Here is a 17652-nt window from a genome sequence, read left to right as displayed (position 1 = left end):
GTCCGGAAGGGCCAGCCGCCGAGTTCCCGCCATGACCCTTCCGCCGATCCGCTTCCTCGACCGCCGCACCGCGCCGCACATCGCGACGCTCGTGCTGATCGCGGGGCTGCCTGCCCTGGCGCTGAACGCCTTCCTCCCCTCGCTGCCCGCGATGGCGGCGCATTTCGACGTCCCCTATGGCGTCGTCGCGCTGACCGTCCCGATCACCCTCGGGGCGAACGCGGTGATCCAAGTGTTCATCGGCCCGCTCTCGGACCTCTGGGGGCGGCGGCCGGTGATGATCTGGTCCTTCGTGATCTTCACCCTCGCCTCCGTCGGGATCGCCCTCGCCCCGAACGTCGAGACCCTGCTGGCGCTGCGCGTCGTCCAGGCGGCGGGCGCGGCGGGAATGGTGCTGTCGCGCGCCATCGTGCGGGACATGGTCCCCCAGGCCGAGGCCGCCTCGATGATCGGCTACGTCACGATGGGCATGTCCGTCGTCCCCATGCTGGGGCCCGCCGTGGGCGGCTGGATCGACGAGGTGCTCGGGTGGCAGGCGAACTTCTGGATGTTCGCGGTGCTCGGCGTGGGGGCGGTCTGGCTGATCTGGGCAGACCTCGGCGAGACGCACCCGGGCGATCCGGGCCGAGGCCTGCGCGCCCAGTTCCGCGAGTACCCCGAGCTGATGGCCTCGCCCCGGTTCTGGGGCTACGTCGCGGCAGCCATGTTCTCCTCCGGCGCGTTCTTCGCCTATCTCGGCGGCGCGCCCTTCGTCGGCTCGGACGTGTTCGGCCTTCCCCCGTCCACGGTCGGCTTCTTCTTCGGCGCCCCGGCAGTGGGCTACTTCCTGGGAAACTTTATCTCCGGGCGCTTCTCGACCCGCTTCGGGATCGACCGGATGATGCTCTGGGGCTCCAGCCTCACGTTCGCGGGCCTCGGGGTCGGCACGGCGATCGCGCTGACCGGCTGGCATTCGCCCTGGCTCTTCTTCGGGTTCATGACCTTCGTGGGCCTCGGGAACGGGATGGTGCTGCCGAACGCGAATGCGGGGATGCTGTCGGTGCGCCCGCACCTCGCCGGGACGGCGTCGGGCCTCGGCGGCGCGGCGATGATCGGGGGCGGCGCGATCCTGTCGGCCTATGCCAGCTCGATCCTCGGGCCCGGCAGGGACGAGACGCCGCTGCTCGTCCTCATGACGGCCTCATCCGGGTTGGCGGTGGCGTCCGTCCTCTTCGTGATCGCCCGCACCCGGCGGCTAGCGCGCGCCCCGGCGGAGTAGACGGCCCTTCCGCCCTCCCCTAAGCCTGCCGGAAAGAGGAGGACCGCCATGGAGTTCACCGGCAGCCGCACGATCGCCGCCCCGCGCGCGGCCGTATGGGCCGCCCTCACCGACCCGTCCGTCCTCCGGCAGGCGATCCCCGGCTGCACGCAGATGACCGGCTCGGTGGAGGAGGGGTTCGACGCGGTCGTCACGCAGAAGGTCGGGCCGGTGAAGGCGACCTTCAGGGGCACCGTGACCCTGTCCGACGTCGTCCCGGGGGCGAGCTACCGCATAGAGGGCGCCGGAAAGGGCGGCGTCGCCGGCTTCGCGCGCGGCGGCGCGGACGTGCGGCTGACGGATGCGGACGGGGGCGTCACGTTGATGGAATACGCGGCCGACGGAAAGGTCGGCGGCAAGCTGGCGCAGCTGGGCGGACGGGTCGTCGGGGGCTTCGCCCGGACCATGGCCGACCGCTTCTTCGCCAACCTCGAGGAATTGATCGAGGACGCGCGCCCGCCCGAAGGGCCGCGCTAGCCCCGCGGGGCGCGCCAGCCGGCGGCCCGCGCCTCCTCCACCGAGCAGAACCACCGCTCGCCCCTGCTCTCGTCGATGCCGGTCCGCTCGTAGAACCGGCTGCCGGGTACATGGAATACGCGCCCCGAGGCCGAGCGGTTGCCCTTGATGGCGCAGCCGGGGTCCGGCGGCCCCCCGGCCGCGGCGCGGGTCGCGGCGCGGTGATCGGCGGGACGCTCGAACGTGCCTGCGTGCAGGCCCCGACCGGCGGCGCGGGCCGCGGCCTCTTCGCCGGCATAGGCGGCCGAATAGCGCAAGAAGGCGACCGCGAGCCCCGCGGCGACGATCCGGCCGCCGACGTCCCGCCCGCCGATCGCGCAGGTCGCGACGGTCCGACCGTAGCGGTCCCGCTCCACGGCATCGCAGGTCGCGTGCCGCCCCTCGAACGCCTCGCGGACTTGGCCCGTCACCCATCGCCCGCACGCCCATTCCACCCCCTCGGGGGACAGGCAGGTCTGGTCCCGCTCGACGGCGTCGATGCCATGCAGCCTGACCTCGACCGCCCCCACATGGAGGGAGTCGCCGTCCACGACGCGGACGGCCCCTTCGAAGCCGTGGGCGGCGGCGCCGAACGGAAAGAGGAGAAGGAGAACGAGCGCGGAACGAAGTCTTAACATTTCGTTAAGATACCGGATGGAACCGTTAACGCCAGACCCCGCGAAGCGGCGGCCTCCGGCCCGCCCGGAACGTCGGCGGCCTCCGGCTCAGCGTGCGCGGGCGGCGCGGCGGCCTTCGCTCAGCGCGACGAGTGAGGCGGCCGCGACGATCACGGTCCCGCCGAGGATCACCCACGGGTCCACCGCCTCGCCGAAGGCCAGCGCGCCGAGGATCGTGGCCCAGACCAGCTGCAGGAACACCGCCGGCTGCACCACGGTCACGGGCGCGGCACGGAAGGCCAGCGTCATCGTGTAGTGCCCCGCCGTGGCCAGCACCGCGACGAGGAAGAGCTGCGCGAGCTGGCCGGGCGTCGGCGTCACCCAGTCCAGGGCCGCGAAGGGCGCGAGCATCACCGTCACCGTCAGCGAGAGCATCACGACGACCACGCCCGGATGAAGGCCCGAGACGCGCTTGAGGATGAGGTAGGAGGCCGCGAACCCCAGCGACGTGCCCAGCATCGCCAGATGGCCGGGGTCCAGCGCCCGCATACCGGGCCGGAGGATCAGCGTCGCCCCGATCAGCGCCGCAGCCACGGCGGCCGCCCTCGCCGGCGTCATCCGCTCGCCGAGGAGGAGGACCGCGCCCACCGCCGTCAGCACCGGCGTGAGGTAGCCCATAGCCGTCACCTCCGCGATAGGAATGCGCGTCATGGCGTAGAACCAGAGGATGACCGCCCCCGTGTGCGCCGCGCCGCGCAGCGCGAAGAGGCGCAGCACCGGCGCGCCCAGCGCCCCCTCGCGGCGGGCCCGGCCGAACGCGCCCAGCATCGGCAGCAGCAGCGGCAGGCCGAGGAGGTAGCGCAGGAACGCGCCCTGCGCGGGCGGCACCCCGTCGCCGACCCACTTCACCGTTCCCGTCACCCCGACGAAGAGGAAACCGGTCACGACCATCCAGGCGATCCCCGCGACGGGACGCTCGGGCGCGGGGGGATCGACGGCGGCCATGCGGGGGAGGTAAGGGCGCGGCGAAGTCCCGGGCAAGGACCGCCGGGACCGAATCGGCCTCCGCGGCGTCAGGCGCCCCGTTCGGCGGGCAGCAAGGCGGCCGCGATCGCGCCGACGATCCAGAACGAGATCAGCCCCAGGCCCCGCTCGTAGAGGCCGTCATAGCCGTCGGGCATGAAGAAGAACCACGGCGCCGCCACGATCCAGGCCGCCGCGCCCCACCGCAGCGCCCGCGCCGCCGGACGCGAGAAGGCGGCGAGCCCCCCCGACAGCATCCACGGCACCGCTGCGAAGAGCGCGCCGATTAGGTAGACGAAGTAGGTGTGGAACTCCTCCCCGCGTTCGGCGTCGCCGTCGCCGTACTCGTTGCGGAAGCCGATGAGGAAGATCGTCACGCCCAGCAGCGCGAGGCCGACGCAACCGACGCTGAAGCGCCGCCCGCCCGGATGGACCGACGCGCAGCCGAGCGCCATGACGAGGACCGCGAACCCGTAGAGCACGATGCCCCCGTCCACGATCCACCAGAGGGGGTTGCCGGCCGCCATCGCGCTGATCGTATCCGCGATCCAGTCGTTGCCGGGAACCATCATGTCCCCGGCGATCACGCCGACGGCCATGCAGAGGATGCCGGCGAAACCCGCCAACCCCGAGAAGGACGCGAAATCCGAGATGTTCTCGTTCGCGAGGTGCGGTGCGATCTGCGGCATGGGGCGCCAACGCCCTCCCCCCGAGGGGGTTCCTAGAGTTGCGCGAGCACGTCGTCGGACGCTTCGAAGTTGGTGATGACGCGCTGCACGTCGTCGTCGTCCTCGAGCGCGTCGACCAGCTTCATCAGCTTCTGCATGTCCTCGAGCTGCAGCTCGGTCGTCGTGTTGGGCCGCCAGGTCAGGCGCGTGGCCTCGGACTCGCCCAAGGCGTCCTCCAACGCGGCGGACACGTCGTTCAGGTCCGTGTCGGCACACCAGACCACGTGCTCCTCCTCGCCGGATTCGACGTCCTCGGCGCCCGCCTCGATCGCGGCCATCAGCATGTCGTCGGCATCCCCGGCATCCGCGGGATAGACCACCTGGCCCTTGCGCTCGAACATGAAGGCGACGCTGCCCGTCTCGCCGAGGTTGCCGCCGTTCTTCGAGAAGGTCGAGCGGACGGTGCTGGCGGTGCGGTTGCGGTTGTCCGTCATCGCCTCGACGATCACGGCGACGCCGTTCGGCCCGTACCCCTCGTAGCGGATCTCGTCGTAGTTCTCCGCGTCGCCGCCCTGGGACTTCTTGATCGCCCGGTCGATCACGTCCTTCGGCACGGACTGCGACTTGGCCTCCTTCACGGCGAGGCGCAGGCGCGGGTTCTTCTCGGGGTCGGGGTCGCCCATCTTCGCGGCGACGGTGATCTCCTTGGAGAGCTTCGAGAACAGCTTCGACCGGGCGGCGTCCTGGCGGCCCTTGCGGTGCTGGATGTTCGCCCATTTGGAATGGCCGGCCATGTTCCTCTCCCTCTCTCGCGGCGGGCCGATATAGGGGGCGCCCGCACGCGGCCGCAACCCTTCACAGCGGCCAGATCAGCGGGATCACGGCCGACACGACGAGGCCCATGGTCAGGTTCAGCGGCACCCCGACCTTCAGGTAGTCCCCGAACCGGTAGCCCCCCGGGCCGAACACCAGCGTGTTGGTCTGATAGCCGATCGGCGTCGCGAACGAGGCCGAGGCCGCGATCATCACCGCCACCACGAGCGCGCGCGGATCGACGCCCAGCGCGGTGCCCAGGCCGATGGCGACCGGCGTGACGACCACCGCGACGGCGTTGTTGCTGACCATCTCGGTCAGGACGGAGGTCAGCAGGTAGATCGCCCAGACCAGCACGAAGGGCGGCAACCCTTCGAGAAGGGGCGCCACCGCGTTCGCTATCAGCGCGACCGCGCCCGTCGCCTGCAGCCCCGCCCCCACCGCGAGCATGGAGAAGATCAGCACGAGAAGCCGCCCCTCCACGTGGCCGAACGCCTCGTCCGGCTCGATGCAGCGGGTCAGCAGGACCACCGCGACCGCCAGCACCGCGGCGAGGAAGATCGGGACCACCCCCAGCCCCGCCAGGACGACGATCCCGAGGAGCGCGCCGACGGCGATGGGCCAGCGCCCGCGCCGGAACGCCCGGTCCGAGGGCTGGGCGACGTCGACGATCCCCATGTCCTCGGTCATCCTCTGGATGTCGCCGGCGCATCCTTCGATCAGGAGGGTGTCGCCGACCCGCAGCTCCATGTCGTCGAGCTTCTGCCCGAGGTTCTGGTTCCGCCGGTGGACCGCGAGGGGATAGACGCCGTAGCGGCGCCGGAGGCGCAGCTGCCCCAGCCTGCGCCCCACGACCCGCGCGCCGGGCGTCACCAGCACCTCGACGGTGATCGTCTCCTGCGCCTCGCCGATGCGGTCGACGGCGCGCAGGTCGCGGTTCTCCTGCAGGGACAGGACTTCGGCCATGCGGGTGCGCAGGACGACGCGGTCGCCTTCCTGCAGCACCACCTCCTTCAGATCGCGCCTGAGCGAGGCATCGCCGCGCACCACGTCGATCACGCGCACCCCCTCGCGCGAGAAGAGGTCGGCGTCCTTCACGTTCTGGCCGATCAGCTCGGACCCTTCGGGGATCGCGACCTCCGTGAAGAACTTCATCCGCGACCGATCCGACATCAGCGAGGACATGGACTCGCGCTCGGGCAGCAGCCGCGGCGCCACGAGGCCGAGATAGAGCGCCCCCCAGAGGCACACGACGAGGCCGATGGGCGTGATCTCGAAGATGGTGAAGGGCTCCATCCCCTCGGCGCGCGCGACGCCCGCGACCAGAAGGTTGGTCGAGGTGCCCAGCAAGGTCAGCGTGCCGCCCATGATCGCGGCATAGCTCAGCGGGATCAGCAGCTTGGACGGCAGCGTCCCCAGGGTGCCGGCCAGCTGGATCATCACGGGGATCATCACGACGACCACGGGCGTGTTGTTCGTGATGGCCGAGGCCAGCATCACGAACGCCAGCAGGCCCACCACCGCGATGCCTGGCCGGTTCTGCGCGCGCCGGTCGGCGAGCGCGGTGAACCAGTCGAGCGCGCCGGTCCGCACCAGGGCGCCCATGACGACGAACATCGCGCCGATGGTCCACGGCGCGGGGTTCGACAGCACCGCCAGCGCGTCCTCGTAGGGCAGAAGACCCGTCGCCAGCAGGAAGGCCGCGCCCCCCAGGGCGACGACCTCCGTGGCGTAGGCCTCCCTGAGGAAGAGGACGAACATCGCCGCCACGGTGAGGAGCGCGAGGATCGCGGCCCCGTCCGGTCCCAGCCACTCCGCGATCATCCGCGCCCCTCCGCCGGCATGCGGGGCGCGCCGGCCCCCCTTCGCCGCGAACGTCCGATCACGGCCCCTGCTCCGCCAGCCGCCCGCCCTGCCGAACGGGCACGATCCGCCTCGCCAGCCCCGTCCGGTCGTCCGTCTCCACGAAGACGCCGGACAGGGTCGCCGCGCCGCGCGCCGGCTCGAACCGCCCCCGGGCCATGCCGGTGACGAAGCGGCGCAGCGGCTCCTCCTTCGCCATGCCGATCACGCCGCCGTAATCGCCGCACATCCCCGCATCCGTCATGTAGCCCGTTCCGCCGTCCAGGATCATCGCGTCCGCCGTCGGGACGTGCGTGTGCGTCCCCACCACCAGCGAAGCCCGCCCGTCGAGGAAGTGGCCCAGCGCCACCTTCTCGGAGGTCGCCTCCGCGTGGACGTCCACGATCACCGCGTCGGCCGCGGCCCCGAGGCGGTGCGCCCGCAAAGCGCCATCCACCGCCGAGAAAGGGTCGTCGAAGGCGCGCTTCATGAAGACGTTGCCCAGGACCTGCGCCACCACGACCTTGCGCTGGCCCGCCTTGAAGGCCCGCACCCCCTGCCCCGGCGCGCCCTTGGCGAAGTTCAGGGGGCGAAGGATGCGCGGCTCCTGCTCGACGGCCGCCAGCATGTCCTTCTGGTCGAAGGCGTGATCGCCCAGCGTCAGCACGTCCGCCCCCGCGGCGAGGATCGCGTCCGCATGCGCGCGGGTGCAGCCCCGCCCGCCCGACGCGTTCTCGACGTTGACCACCACGAAGTCGAGGCGCCAGTCCTCGCGCAGGGCGGGCAACCGCTCGATCGCCGCCGCGCGCGCCGCGCGCCCCACCACATCGCCTAGGAAGAGGATCCGCATTCCCGGCTAGCTAGCGCCCGAACCGAACCACCGCACCCCCTCTTCGGTCGCCACGGCGTCGAGGGGCTGGTCCGTCGCCTCCGTGGGCACGGCGTCGACCTCCTGCATGGCGAAGGCCAGGCCCACCGCCAGGACGGGCCCGCGCGCGCGCAGCCGCTCCAGCGTGCGGTCGTAGAAGCCGCCACCGTAGCCCAGCCGGAAGCCCCGCGCGTCGAAGGCGAGAAGCGGCACGATCAGCACCTCGGGCACCATGGGGGCGCCGTCCACGGGGACGGGGACGCCGAAGGTGCCGGGCGCGAGGCGGCAGCCCGGCGACCAGCGCCGGAAGCCTAGCGGCGCGGCCTTCGCCTCGACCACCGGAACGCCCACGGGGCCGTCCCAATCCCGCATGACCGGCATGGGGTCGGCCTCGCCGCGGACGGAGAGGTAGCCGGACAGCGCCGCGCCCCCGCGCGCCCGCAGCGCCTCGGCGAGCGGGGGCGCCACCTCGCCCGACGCGCCCACCCGCCGGGCCAGCGCGACCTGGCGCATCGCCGCCTTGTCCATCGCTAGAGCAGCACCACCGCGGCGAGGCCGAGGAAGGCGAAGAAGCCCACCACGTCCGTCACCGTCGTGACGAAGGCGCCCGAGGCGAGCGCCGGGTCGATGCCGACCTTCTCCAGCGCCAGAGGGATCAGGAGGCCGGCGAACCCCGCCACGACGAGGTTGATGATCATCGCCGCCCCGATCACCACCCCCAGCATGGGCGAGCCGAACCAGAGCAGCCCGACGATCCCCACGATCACCGCGAAGGCCAGGCCGTTGAGCAGGCCCGCCGCGACCTCGCGGCGGAGGACCCTCCAGGCGTTCGCGCCCGTCAGGTCCTTCGTGGCGATGGCCCGCACGGCGACGGTCATGGATTGCGTGCCCGCGTTCCCGCCCATGGAGGCGACGATCGGCATCAGCACCGCCAGCGCCGTCAGGGCCGCGATCACCCCCTCGAACTGTGCGATCACGGCCGAGGCCAGGATCGCCGTGACGAGGTTCACCGCCAGCCACGGGAAGCGCTGCCTCGTGATCGCCCATGTGCGGTCGTTCAGGCTCTCATCCCCCACCCCGGCCAGGAGGAGCAGGTCCTCCTCGTTCTCCTCGTCGAGGACGCGGATCGCGTCGTCGATGGTGATGACGCCGACGAGCCGCCCGTCCCCGTCGGCCACGGGCGCCGAGATCAGGTGGTACTGGTTGAACGCGTAGGCGACGTCCTCGACGTCTTGGGTGACGGGGATCACGCGGAAGCTGTCCTCGCGCAGCGTGTCGAGGCGCACGTCGCGCCGGGCGCCCAGCACGCGCCCCAGCGTCACGTAGCCCACCGGGTGCATCCGCGGGTCGGTCAGGATCAGGTGGTAGAACTGCTCGGGCAGGTTCTCGGACTTGCGCAGCCAGTCGATCGCGCGGCCGACCGTCCAGTGCTCCGGCACGGCCGCGACCTCGCGCTGCATCAGGCGCCCGGCGCTGTCCTCGGGGTAGCTCAGGGCGGCCTCGACGGCGGCGCGATCCTCCGCGTCCAGCGCCTCCAGCACCTCGGCCTGCCGCTCGGGTTCGAGATCCTCGATGATCTCGACCACGTCGTCGGATTCGAGGTCGCCCAGCGCAGCCTCCAGCTGGCCGGGGTCGAGGCTTCCGATGACCTCCTCGCGCAGCCCTTCCTCCATCTCGGAGAGGATCTCGCCGTCCAGGCCGTCGCCCATGACCGAGAGCAGCCGCTGGCGGTCCTCGCCGCCCAGCTGCTCGATCAGGTCCGCGATGTCGGCCGGGTGCAGGACGTCCAGCAGCTTGCGGAGCGCGGCGTCGTCGCCGGCCTCGGCGGCCTCGACGATCCCGTCCATCGTCTCGGGGGTCAGGGCGTAGGCCTCGTCCTCGTCCTCGCGGGGGCGCTCCATCACGTCGTCGCCTGCCATGCCGCGTCCCCCGCCACCCTGCCGTGCGCGGCTTACGGCCGGCGCGGGCCCGTCGCAACAGCCGCTTGCGCCCGCGCACGGGCCCCGGCATCCCGCGCCCCATGACCGAGACCACGCTGATCGCAGGACAGGTCCTGCAAACTCATGCCGACCCGTTCAGCACCCCCCCGGAGGAGGCGCTGACCGTCGCCTCGGGCGCCGTGGCAGTGGCCGGCGGCACCGTCCGCGCGACCGGAACGCTCGCCGACCTGCGCGCCGCCCACCCGGACGCGGCGGTGCACGACCACGGGGACGCCCTCGTCCTGCCGGGCCTCATCGACGCGCACGTGCACTACCCGCAGACCGCGATCATCGCCTCCTGGGGCGAGCGGCTGATCGACTGGCTGAACCGCTACACCTTCCCGGAGGAGGGCCGCTTCGGCGATCCGCTCTACGCCGCCGACGTCGCGGCCCGGCACCTCGACCTGGCGCTGGCCAACGGCACGACCACCACGGCGAGCTACTGCACCACGCATCCCGGCAGCGTCGATGCCTACTTCGCCGCCGCCGCCGAGCGCGGGATGCGCGTCGTCGCCGGCAAGACCTGCATGGACCGCAACGCGCCCGGCGAGCTGCTGGACACCCCGAGGCGGGCCCACGACGAGAGCGCGGACCTTCTCGCGCGCTGGCACGGGCGGGGCCGCGCGGTCTACGCCATCACCCCCCGCTTCACCCCCACCTCCTCCGACGAGCAGCTCGAGGCGCTGGGCGCGCTCTGGGCCGCGAACCCCACCTGCCTCATGCAGACCCACCTCTCCGAGCAGATCGAGGAGATCGCCTGGGTTCGCGAGTTGGCGCCCGAGGCGTGCGACTACCTCGCCACCTACGAGCGGCACGGCCTGATCGGCGAGGGCGCGGTGTTCGGCCACGCCATCCATCTCGAGGCGCGGGAGGTGACCCGCCTCCGCGAGAGCGGGTCCGCCCTCGTCCACTGCCCTACCTCCAACGCCTTCATCGGCTCCGGCCTCTTCGACACCGCACGTCGAAAGGCCGACGGGATCGCGGTGGGGCTGGCGACGGACACCGGCGGGGGATCGTCCTTCTCCATGCTCCGCACGATGGCCGCGGCCTACGAGGTCGGCCAGCTCACCGGGGCCGCCCTGCATCCGGCGCAGCTTCTCTGGCTGGCCACGACCGGCTCGGCCCGGGCGCTGCGCCTCGGGGACCGGATCGGGCGGATCGCCCCAGGAATGGAAGCGGATCTCCTCGTGCTCGACCTCGCCTCGACCCCCGCGATCGCGCAGCGCGCCGCACGGGCCGAAACGGCATGGGAGGCTGCGTTCCCCACGATCATGATGGGCGACGACAGGGCCGTGCGGGCGGTCTATCTCGAAGGGCGAAGGCTCGAAGGGCGAGGGGCGGACCGGACGGCGGGCATCTAACCCTCGTCCGGCCCTGCCCCCTTAACGCCGAACGGGGGCGGACCGGTTCCCCGACGAGGCGCCGGCCTTCGCTAAGAATTCCTTAAGTGTTTCACGTGGAACAATTTCTTGGTCAGCAGCGCGAGGCGAAGACCATCACCCAGGCCCGGCCCAACTGGGCGATCCCGACGTCGCGGCTGAGGCGAGCCATGGCGTTGGTGCGATGGCCGGCCGATCGCAGCCAGGCCTCCGCGACCTCCTGCCCGTTCCAGGGGCCGATCGCGATGTTCTCCGCCGCGTAGCACGCGCCGTACCCCTCCGCCTGGATGCGCTGCATCACGCCCGAGCCGTCCGATCCCCGGTGGCTGAGCCCGACGCGCGCGACCATGTCCCGTGCGTGTCGCTGCGCCGCGCGGCCCAGGGCCGGGTCGACCCGCATCGCCGGCAGGCCCGCCGCGCGGCGGTTCGCGTTCGTCACCGCGAGCGCCTGCGCCTCGGTCGCGCCCGAGGCCGAGACGCGGGCCTCGACGGGACCGGAGGCCGGGGTCGTGCCGCAGCCGGAGAGGGCGAGCGCGGCGAGGATCGCTATGAGGGTTGATCGCATGGACTGCTCCATCGGTTCGCTGGGGGCCCGCGGCCCCGTTCGCCGCGCGCCGCGTTGAAGGCGACAGGCCCGCCGCCGCTTCGAAGGGGCGCGCGCCGTGCGGAGGGCCCGCCGGTACGGCCGGCTCCGCATCCCGGGCCAGTCGATAGCACCCCGCCCCCGACGCGCGAGGTCGGGGCGGACAGCCCGTCCCGATCCGGCCGATGTTCGCCCGGCTGCAGGTCGACGCGTCGCCGATGATCCGCACCATTCCGCCGAAGCAGGGCAAGATCGCGGCCGCACCGTGGCCGGGACGGAGCATCGATCCCGCATGCGAATCCGCTATCGATGGGAAGGGTTCGTCCCGACCGCCCGGCAGCGGTCGCGGCACGGGTCGGTCAGCCGGGGCCGCCGGCCCCCGCCAGAAGCTCCAGGACGGCGTCGTGGACCGCCCGGCAGCCGGCGGCCACCACGCGCCCGCCATGCTGGGCGGGCCCGCCGTCCCAAGCGGTGACGATCCCGCCGGCCGCCTCGACCAGCGCCATGGGCGCGGCGATGTCGTAGCGCGCCAGCCCCGCCTCGATCACCAGGTCCGCCGTGCCGCAGGCGACGAGCGCGTAGGCGTAGCAGTCGAGGCCGTACCGCGTCAGCCGACACCTCTCGGCCACCCGTGCGAAGGCGGCGCCCTCCGCCTTGGTGCCGACCTCGGGAAAGGTCGTCAGCACCGTCGCCTCCGAGAGGGCGCGGACCTTCCGGGTTCGCAGCGACCTCTCGACGCCCTGGCGGCGTAGGGCGGCCTCGCCCCATCCGCCGGCGAAGCGCTCGCCGGTCCAGGGCTGGTCCACGATGCCGTAGCACGGCCGCCCCCCCTCCGGGCAGACCGCGACGAGGGTGCCCCATACCGGCGTCCCGGCGATGAAGCCGCGGGTTCCGTCGATCGGATCGAGCACCCATTCGAGGCCGCTCGTGCCGGGCGAGCGTCCCTCCTCCTCGCCGAGGATGGCGTCCTGCGGCCGCAGCCCCGCCAGCGCGGATCGCATCGCCGCCTCCGCGGCGCGGTCGCCCTCCGTCACGGGATCGAAGCCTGGCCGGGCGTCCGTGCCCCCCTTGTCGTCGACGGCCACGCCGCACCTGAACCTGGCGAGCGTCTCGGGCGCGGCGGCGTCGGCGGCGGCATGGGCCGCGATGCGCAAGGCGTCGCGCAGGGCGGGATCCGCAGCGTTCATGCCGCCGTCCATGGCATGCTCAGGCTGCGGAAAGAACCCTTGCCAGCTCGAAGAGCTGGCGGCGCTGGTTCTCTGGTATCGCGTAGTAGGAACGGACGAGCTGCAGCGCCTCCCTGTCGGCGAGGATATCGCCCTCGACGTCCGGGGCGGCAGCCTCCGGCCCGTCGAGCCCCTCGAAGAAGAAGGACACCGGCACGTCCAGCACGCCTGCGATGTCCCAGAGGCGCGAGGCGCTTATGCGGTTCATCCCGGTCTCGTACTTCTGGATCTGCTGGAACTTGATGCCCACCCGCTCGGCCAGCTGCTGCTGGGTGACGCCCAGCATCCACCGGCGCTGCCGGACGCGCTTGCCCACGTGGATGTCGACGGGATGTTTTGCGGCGTTCATGGTCTCGGCTTCCTTCGATCTCCCGGCGCGCGGCGGGTTGGGCCGTGATCCGGTGCGCGACGTCTCGGCGCGCCGTCCCTTGGGGCATCAAGCGGCATCGGGCGGCGATGTTCCGAACTGGGAAACAGTTTGCGGTTTTGCGCCTATGCAATCCCAGGTGGCATGGATGCATCGACTTCCCAATGGAAGGACCATGGTGACGAGCCGTCCGTCCCATCATTTCAGTGGCTTGCCGGGCGATTGAACTGGAGCAGCATGCCATGGGCCCACCACCGGGGCCCTGGCCACTCAACCGCACGGCGGGGCCCGCGCGAGTTACGCGGAGCCCCTCCGCGAGCTGGTTCCGGCAGCGCCGAGTGCGGCGATAGGCGTCTTGAAACACCCCCTCAGGATGATGATATTCGAAGCAGTTCCCGGATGCGGCGACGCGGCCGGGCGGATCGTTGAACAAGGGGAGGCCTCAGATGGCAGACTTCCAGACGACCCGCGGCTACGATACCGCGGTTTCCGGCGCCCGCGCCGCGCAGATCGACGAGGGCCTGCGCGCCCACATGAACAAGGTCTACGGCACCATGTCCGTGGGCATGCTGATGACCTTCGCCGTCGCCTTCGCGCTCTCGGGCCTCGCGACGACGACCGATCCCGGGCAGGCTACCTTCGCCCTTCGCGAGGGGGTGTACCTGACCGGCCTGGGCGAGGCGCTCTATGCCTCTCCGCTGCGCTGGGTGCTGATGTTCGCCCCGCTGATCTTCGTCTTCGGCTTCGCGGCCGGCATCAATCGCATGTCCGCTGCCACGGCGCAGCTGGTGTTCTACGCCTTCGCCGCGGTGATGGGCGCGTCGATCTCGTCGATCTTCCTCGTCTTCACGGGCGTATCGATCGCGCAGACCTTCCTCGTCACCGCGATCGCCTTCGCGGGCCTGTCGCTCTACGGCTACACGACGAAGAAGGACCTGTCCGGCTGGGGCACGTTCCTGATCATGGGCGTGATCGGCCTGATCGCTGCCTCGATCCTGAACATCTTCATCGCCTCCTCGGCGCTGACCTTCGCGGTATCGGCGATCGGCGTGCTGATCTTCGCGGGCCTGACCGCCTACGACACGCAGCGCATCAAGACCGAATACGTGCAGCATGCCGCGACGGGCGATGCGGAATGGCTGGGCAAGGCGGCCATCATGGGCGCGCTGAGCCTCTACCTCGACTTCATCAACCTCTTCATGTTCCTCCTGCAGTTCCTCGGCAACCGCGAGTGACGGCAGGCGCATGACGCGGACGGGGCCGCCCCTCGGGGCGGCCCTTTTCGTTCGCTGGACGACTTTCGCTCCGGCCCGCTCCGCGCCGGCGTCTCCTGGCCCGTGCGATGGGGCGATCATCTGCGGGCGGCGACGTCGCCCTTCATGCGCGAAGATCGGGACGGGCGCGTGCAGGCAAAGGCGATGACAGGCAGTCCCGCGTCCGAAGAAGACGCCAGCGGCGCGCTCACAGCTTCCTGCACGCGCGGCCCGGCGGGCGGGCCGCGTCGCCGTGACCCGGATCACGAGGACGGCAGCGACAAGCACGAAGGCGTGGAGCGACTCGCCATGACCGCAGTTGCGGCCTCCGCTTCGGTGGCGATTCCTTCAGGACGGCAGGGGCGAGCGGTGGCCGATTGGACGAGGCACGGGCTTGGCGCGAGCCCGATGACGGCCAGCCTTAGCTGGCACCGGCAGCGAAGACAGGCTTGGTTCAAGGAACCGGTTTGCGATCGCGCGACCGTCGCGATTGGAGGGGCCGCGACGGAACCGGCCCTCCGGCCGGGGGATCGACGGCCCGGACGCGATGCCCGCGCGCCCTTGCGGGGACGCGGCGGCGCGCGGGACCGGCCCTCGGGGCGATCTACTTGATCTTGCCTTCCTTGTACTCGACGTGCTTGCGCGCGACCGGGTCGTACTTCTTGATCGAGAACTTGTCGGTCATCGTGCGGGCGTTCTTCTTCGTGACGTAGAAGTGACCCGTCCCGGCGGTCGAGTTGAGGCGGATCTTGATGGTCGTCGGCTTCGCCATGGCGCGGCTCCTGTCGGGGGCCCGCCATGCCGGCGGGCCGAGGCGCGCGGGCGCGCCCGTGAAATCGGAAGTCCGCGCCTTCTACAGCCGCGCCCGCGTCTGTCAACGCGCCGCCGCCGTTAGGGGCGTTCCGGGTCAGGCGCCCATCGGCGGGCGGGCGTTGGCCGAGATGAATCGCACCCGGCCTTCCGCGTCCGCATGGGCCGGCCTGACCGAGACGTCCCAGTCGCCTTCGGGGCCGGCGGCGCGCCTGGCGGGCAGCCGGACGGTCCTTCCCGCGGCGGCGTCGCGCACCGCGGAGGCGAGGCGCGGCCGCTCGCGCGTGAGCCAGAGATCCCACCAGTCGGCGCGGATCCCGCCCCCCGCCAGTTCGCGGCGAGCCCGGGAGTTGAGGAAGACCACCTGGCCCTGGGGCGTCATCAGGGCGGCGAGGCCGGGCGCCTGCTGGATCGCCGTCACCGCGGCCTCGGGCGGGGGTTCGATGCGTGTGATGCCATGCGTCATGACGCCGCGATACATCCCAGGCATTGAAGAAGGGTTAAGGTGCGCGGGGGGCTTGTAAGCCGGATTCTGTTCCCCGCCACCTTCCGGCGACGGGGCGATGACCATTCCTCTGGCGCACCCGTCGCCGGGGCGCTCGAGCCGCCTACCCGGACCCCGGGCCGAAGCGCCCGTGAGGGGTCCCTATTCGGCGTTGCTCCCGGCGGGGCTTGCCTTGCCGTCCCCGTCGCCGAGGCCGCGGTGGGCCCTTACCCCACCGTTTCACCCTTGCCCGCACGAGGTGCGGGCGGTCTGCTCTCTGTGGCGCTTTCCCTCGGCTCTCGCCGGGCGGGCGTTACCCGCCGCCGTCTCTTCGTGGAGTCCGGACTTTCCTCGGGAAGCCCGCCTCGCGGCCGGCGCCCCGCGGCCATCCGGCCCCCCGCGCGGCCCCGGCCTAGGCGCCCGCGGCCGCGGCGTCCACCCGCGTCACGCGCGAGCGGTTGGGCCATCGCTCGGCGACGGCGCGCGCGATGCCCGCGTCGACCGCGTCGAGCGGCCCGTCATGGCCCGGGCGGAACCGCATCCGGAAGGCGGCGAGCCGCGCCTCCGGCGCCGAATGCCAGTCGTACCCGATCCAGTCGAGGTCGGCGTGGAAGCCCGCAGGATCCGACAGGCCCGCACCCTCGGGCCACACCGAGAGCCCCGCCAGCGCCAGCCGCCGCCAGGGAAAACAGGGGCCCGGATCGATCTTGCGCCCGATGGCGACGTCGGAATGACCCAGCACCCGCTCGGGGGCGATCAGGGGGTGCCGGCGCACGATCCCGGCCAGCAGGCGCTCGAGCGCGGTGATCTGGGCGTCGGGGAAAGGGCCCGTGCCCGGATGGTCGAGCTCGATCCCCACGGAGTTCGAGTTGACGTCCGCCACCCCGCCCCAGCGCCCCAGGCCGGCATGCCAGGCGCGCCGCCCCTCGTCCACGAGACGCCAGATCCCGCCATCCGCCCCGATCAGCCAGTGGCAGGAGACCTGCGCCTCCGGGTCCGACAGGCGCCTCGCGGCGTCCTCGGCCGAGGCCATCGCGGTGTAGTGCACGATCGCCATGTCGATGCGCGACCCCGGATGACGGGGGCCGTGACTGGGCGACGGATGCTCGCGGACGGTCAGCGGCCCACCGCGGCCCGGTAGGGCGCGGGCGACCAGCCGCAGGCGAACCCGTCCCCGTCCGGGTCGAGGCCCTCGCGGTCGCGGTCTGGCCCGCCGGCGGCGAGGAATGCCGCCTGCGCCCGGTCGGCGGAGGAATAGCGCGCGCAGTTCCGCTCCTGCCGGGAGGCGGAGAAGACGCCGCCGCGCCGGTAGATCGGCTGCCCGACGGCGTTGGTGGTCGAGAGTGCGAACTGCGCGAGGTTGGGCCCGGTGCTCTCGGGCCGGGCGGGAAGGGCCGTGGGCTGCACGACCTCGAAGGCGGCGCGGTTCTGCGCCATGCGCTCCGCGTCGGACTGGATGCTCTCGCGCTCGGCGACGGCGTCGAAGCTCTGCTCGTCGGAGATGCCGCGCGGACCGGGCACGATCACCGGAGTTCCGGGGGTGGCGGGACCGACGGCGACGGGACCGGGCGTCGTGAAGGGCTGCGCCGGGACGGCAGGGGGGGTGGCAGGGGGCGCCGAGGGAACGGCGGCCGCGGCCGGACGGGCCGGGGCGCCTGGCTGCACGGCCTCGACGGCGGCGGCGATCGTGGGGTTCAGGCCGGCCGCGCCGGGCGTGCCCGGAGCCGGCTCGCCGCCCGGGGGGGGCGCGGCATCCGCCGACGCCCCGAGAAGGGCCGCGTTCCGCTGGGCACGGGCCTGCGCCTGCGCCGCCTGGTAGTCGCGGTAATTGCCGAAGCCCACCCCTTCGCCACGGGCGACGCGGCCCTGGGGGCCGTTGTCGGGGATCTGCGGCTGGCAGGCCGCCAGCGCGATCGCGAGGGGAAGGATCCGCCACATGACCCGCAGC

At 72.3% G+C, this 17652-nt stretch carries 19 protein-coding genes and 1 other RNA gene; 4 read left to right on the top strand and 16 right to left on the bottom strand.

All coding sequences use genetic code 11. The features are described 5' to 3' along the window. Positions 1–31 precede the first annotated feature (31 nt). Together BCF33_RS00810 and BCF33_RS00805 are read left to right on the top strand one after the other, a co-directional pair. Positions 32–1258: a multidrug effflux MFS transporter gene (locus tag BCF33_RS00810; protein ID WP_106159061.1), complete on the top strand. Its 1227-nt coding sequence runs from the start codon at positions 32–34 to the stop codon at positions 1256–1258. A gap of 48 nt (positions 1259–1306) precedes the next feature. Further along, complete coding sequence (locus tag BCF33_RS00805; RefSeq protein WP_106159060.1) at positions 1307–1774, top strand: SRPBCC family protein; 468 nt, start codon at positions 1307–1309, stop codon at positions 1772–1774. Here BCF33_RS00805 and BCF33_RS00800 read toward each other — a convergent pair. From BCF33_RS00800 to mgtE, 8 genes are all read right to left on the bottom strand, one after another. After that, positions 1771–2430 (bottom strand): thermonuclease family protein, encoded by a 660-nt coding sequence (locus tag BCF33_RS00800; RefSeq protein WP_106159059.1) that lies wholly within the window; start codon positions 2428–2430, stop codon positions 1771–1773. The genes BCF33_RS00805 and BCF33_RS00800 overlap by 4 nt on opposite strands. Before the next feature lie 87 nt (positions 2431–2517). Beyond that, entirely contained in the window at positions 2518–3414 is an 897-nt protein-coding gene (locus tag BCF33_RS00795) for a DMT family transporter (RefSeq protein ID WP_106159058.1), read from the bottom strand. A 68-nt stretch (positions 3415–3482) separates the two neighbouring features. After that, positions 3483–4121 (bottom strand): DUF998 domain-containing protein, encoded by a 639-nt coding sequence (locus BCF33_RS00790; protein WP_106159057.1) that lies wholly within the window; start codon positions 4119–4121, stop codon positions 3483–3485. Positions 4122–4153: 32 nt separating this feature from the next. Continuing rightward, a complete protein-coding gene (locus BCF33_RS00785; protein WP_106159056.1) occupies positions 4154–4894 on the bottom strand; it encodes a YebC/PmpR family DNA-binding transcriptional regulator in 741 nt (246 codons plus the stop codon). Between the two features lie 61 nt (positions 4895–4955). Continuing rightward, positions 4956–6737, bottom strand: a complete 1782-nt coding sequence (locus BCF33_RS00780; protein ID WP_106159055.1) for an SLC13 family permease — start codon at positions 6735–6737, stop codon at positions 4956–4958. A 58-nt stretch (positions 6738–6795) separates the two neighbouring features. Then, on the bottom strand, positions 6796–7605 hold the full coding sequence (locus tag BCF33_RS00775) for a TIGR00282 family metallophosphoesterase (RefSeq protein WP_106159054.1): 810 nt from the start codon (positions 7603–7605) through the stop codon (positions 6796–6798). A 6-nt stretch (positions 7606–7611) separates the two neighbouring features. Continuing rightward, on the bottom strand, positions 7612–8151 hold the full coding sequence (locus BCF33_RS00770) for a 5-formyltetrahydrofolate cyclo-ligase (RefSeq protein WP_106159053.1): 540 nt from the start codon (positions 8149–8151) through the stop codon (positions 7612–7614). 2 nt (positions 8152–8153) lie between these two features. After that, positions 8154–9542, bottom strand: a complete 1389-nt coding sequence (mgtE, locus tag BCF33_RS00765; protein WP_106159052.1) for a magnesium transporter — start codon at positions 9540–9542, stop codon at positions 8154–8156. Between the two features lie 101 nt (positions 9543–9643). On the opposite strand from mgtE, the gene guaD reads away from it, so the two are divergent. Then, entirely contained in the window at positions 9644–10963 is a 1320-nt protein-coding gene (gene guaD / locus BCF33_RS00760) for a guanine deaminase (RefSeq protein WP_106159051.1), read from the top strand. Between the two features lie 112 nt (positions 10964–11075). Here guaD and BCF33_RS13965 read toward each other — a convergent pair whose 3' ends face one another. From BCF33_RS13965 to BCF33_RS00745, 3 genes are all read right to left on the bottom strand, one after another. Continuing rightward, complete coding sequence (locus BCF33_RS13965) at positions 11076–11546, bottom strand: CAP domain-containing protein (RefSeq protein WP_158259323.1); 471 nt, start codon at positions 11544–11546, stop codon at positions 11076–11078. A gap of 377 nt (positions 11547–11923) precedes the next feature. Further along, positions 11924–12751, bottom strand: a complete 828-nt coding sequence (locus BCF33_RS00750; RefSeq protein WP_245883675.1) for an inositol monophosphatase family protein — start codon at positions 12749–12751, stop codon at positions 11924–11926. A gap of 19 nt (positions 12752–12770) precedes the next feature. Beyond that, the gene (locus BCF33_RS00745) at positions 12771–13139 is read right to left on the bottom strand and encodes a helix-turn-helix domain-containing protein (protein ID WP_106159048.1); all 369 of its coding nucleotides are present in this window, start codon (positions 13137–13139) and stop codon (positions 12771–12773) included. Positions 13140–13603: 464 nt separating this feature from the next. Between BCF33_RS00745 and BCF33_RS00740 the strand changes: the two genes are divergently transcribed. Beyond that, positions 13604–14392, top strand: a complete 789-nt coding sequence (locus tag BCF33_RS00740; protein ID WP_106159047.1) for a Bax inhibitor-1/YccA family protein — start codon at positions 13604–13606, stop codon at positions 14390–14392. 622 nt (positions 14393–15014) lie between these two features. Here BCF33_RS00740 and rpmG read toward each other — a convergent pair. The 5 genes from rpmG to BCF33_RS00715 all read right to left on the bottom strand — a co-directional run bounded on the left by rpmG (position 15015) and on the right by BCF33_RS00715 (position 17642). Then, on the bottom strand, positions 15015–15182 hold the full coding sequence (gene rpmG / locus BCF33_RS00735; protein WP_106159046.1) for a 50S ribosomal protein L33: 168 nt from the start codon (positions 15180–15182) through the stop codon (positions 15015–15017). Positions 15183–15317: 135 nt separating this feature from the next. After that, positions 15318–15686 (bottom strand): PAS domain-containing protein, encoded by a 369-nt coding sequence (locus BCF33_RS00730; protein ID WP_146132758.1) that lies wholly within the window; start codon positions 15684–15686, stop codon positions 15318–15320. A gap of 39 nt (positions 15687–15725) precedes the next feature. After that, positions 15726–16105: RNase P RNA component class A (rnpB, locus tag BCF33_RS00725), an RNA gene on the bottom strand. 11 nt (positions 16106–16116) lie between these two features. Further along, complete coding sequence (locus BCF33_RS00720; RefSeq protein WP_342747429.1) at positions 16117–16824, bottom strand: N-acetylmuramoyl-L-alanine amidase; 708 nt, start codon at positions 16822–16824, stop codon at positions 16117–16119. Continuing rightward, positions 16821–17642 (bottom strand): hypothetical protein, encoded by an 822-nt coding sequence (locus tag BCF33_RS00715; protein ID WP_106159043.1) that lies wholly within the window; start codon positions 17640–17642, stop codon positions 16821–16823. Before BCF33_RS00715 ends, BCF33_RS00720 begins: the two co-directional genes overlap by 4 nt. Between the last annotated feature and the right edge of the window lie 10 nt (positions 17643–17652).

It is taken from the genome of Hasllibacter halocynthiae (genome assembly GCF_003003095.1).
Lineage (GTDB): Bacteria > Pseudomonadota > Alphaproteobacteria > Rhodobacterales > Rhodobacteraceae > Hasllibacter > Hasllibacter halocynthiae.
This window is presented reverse-complemented; position numbering and strand designations above follow the sequence as displayed.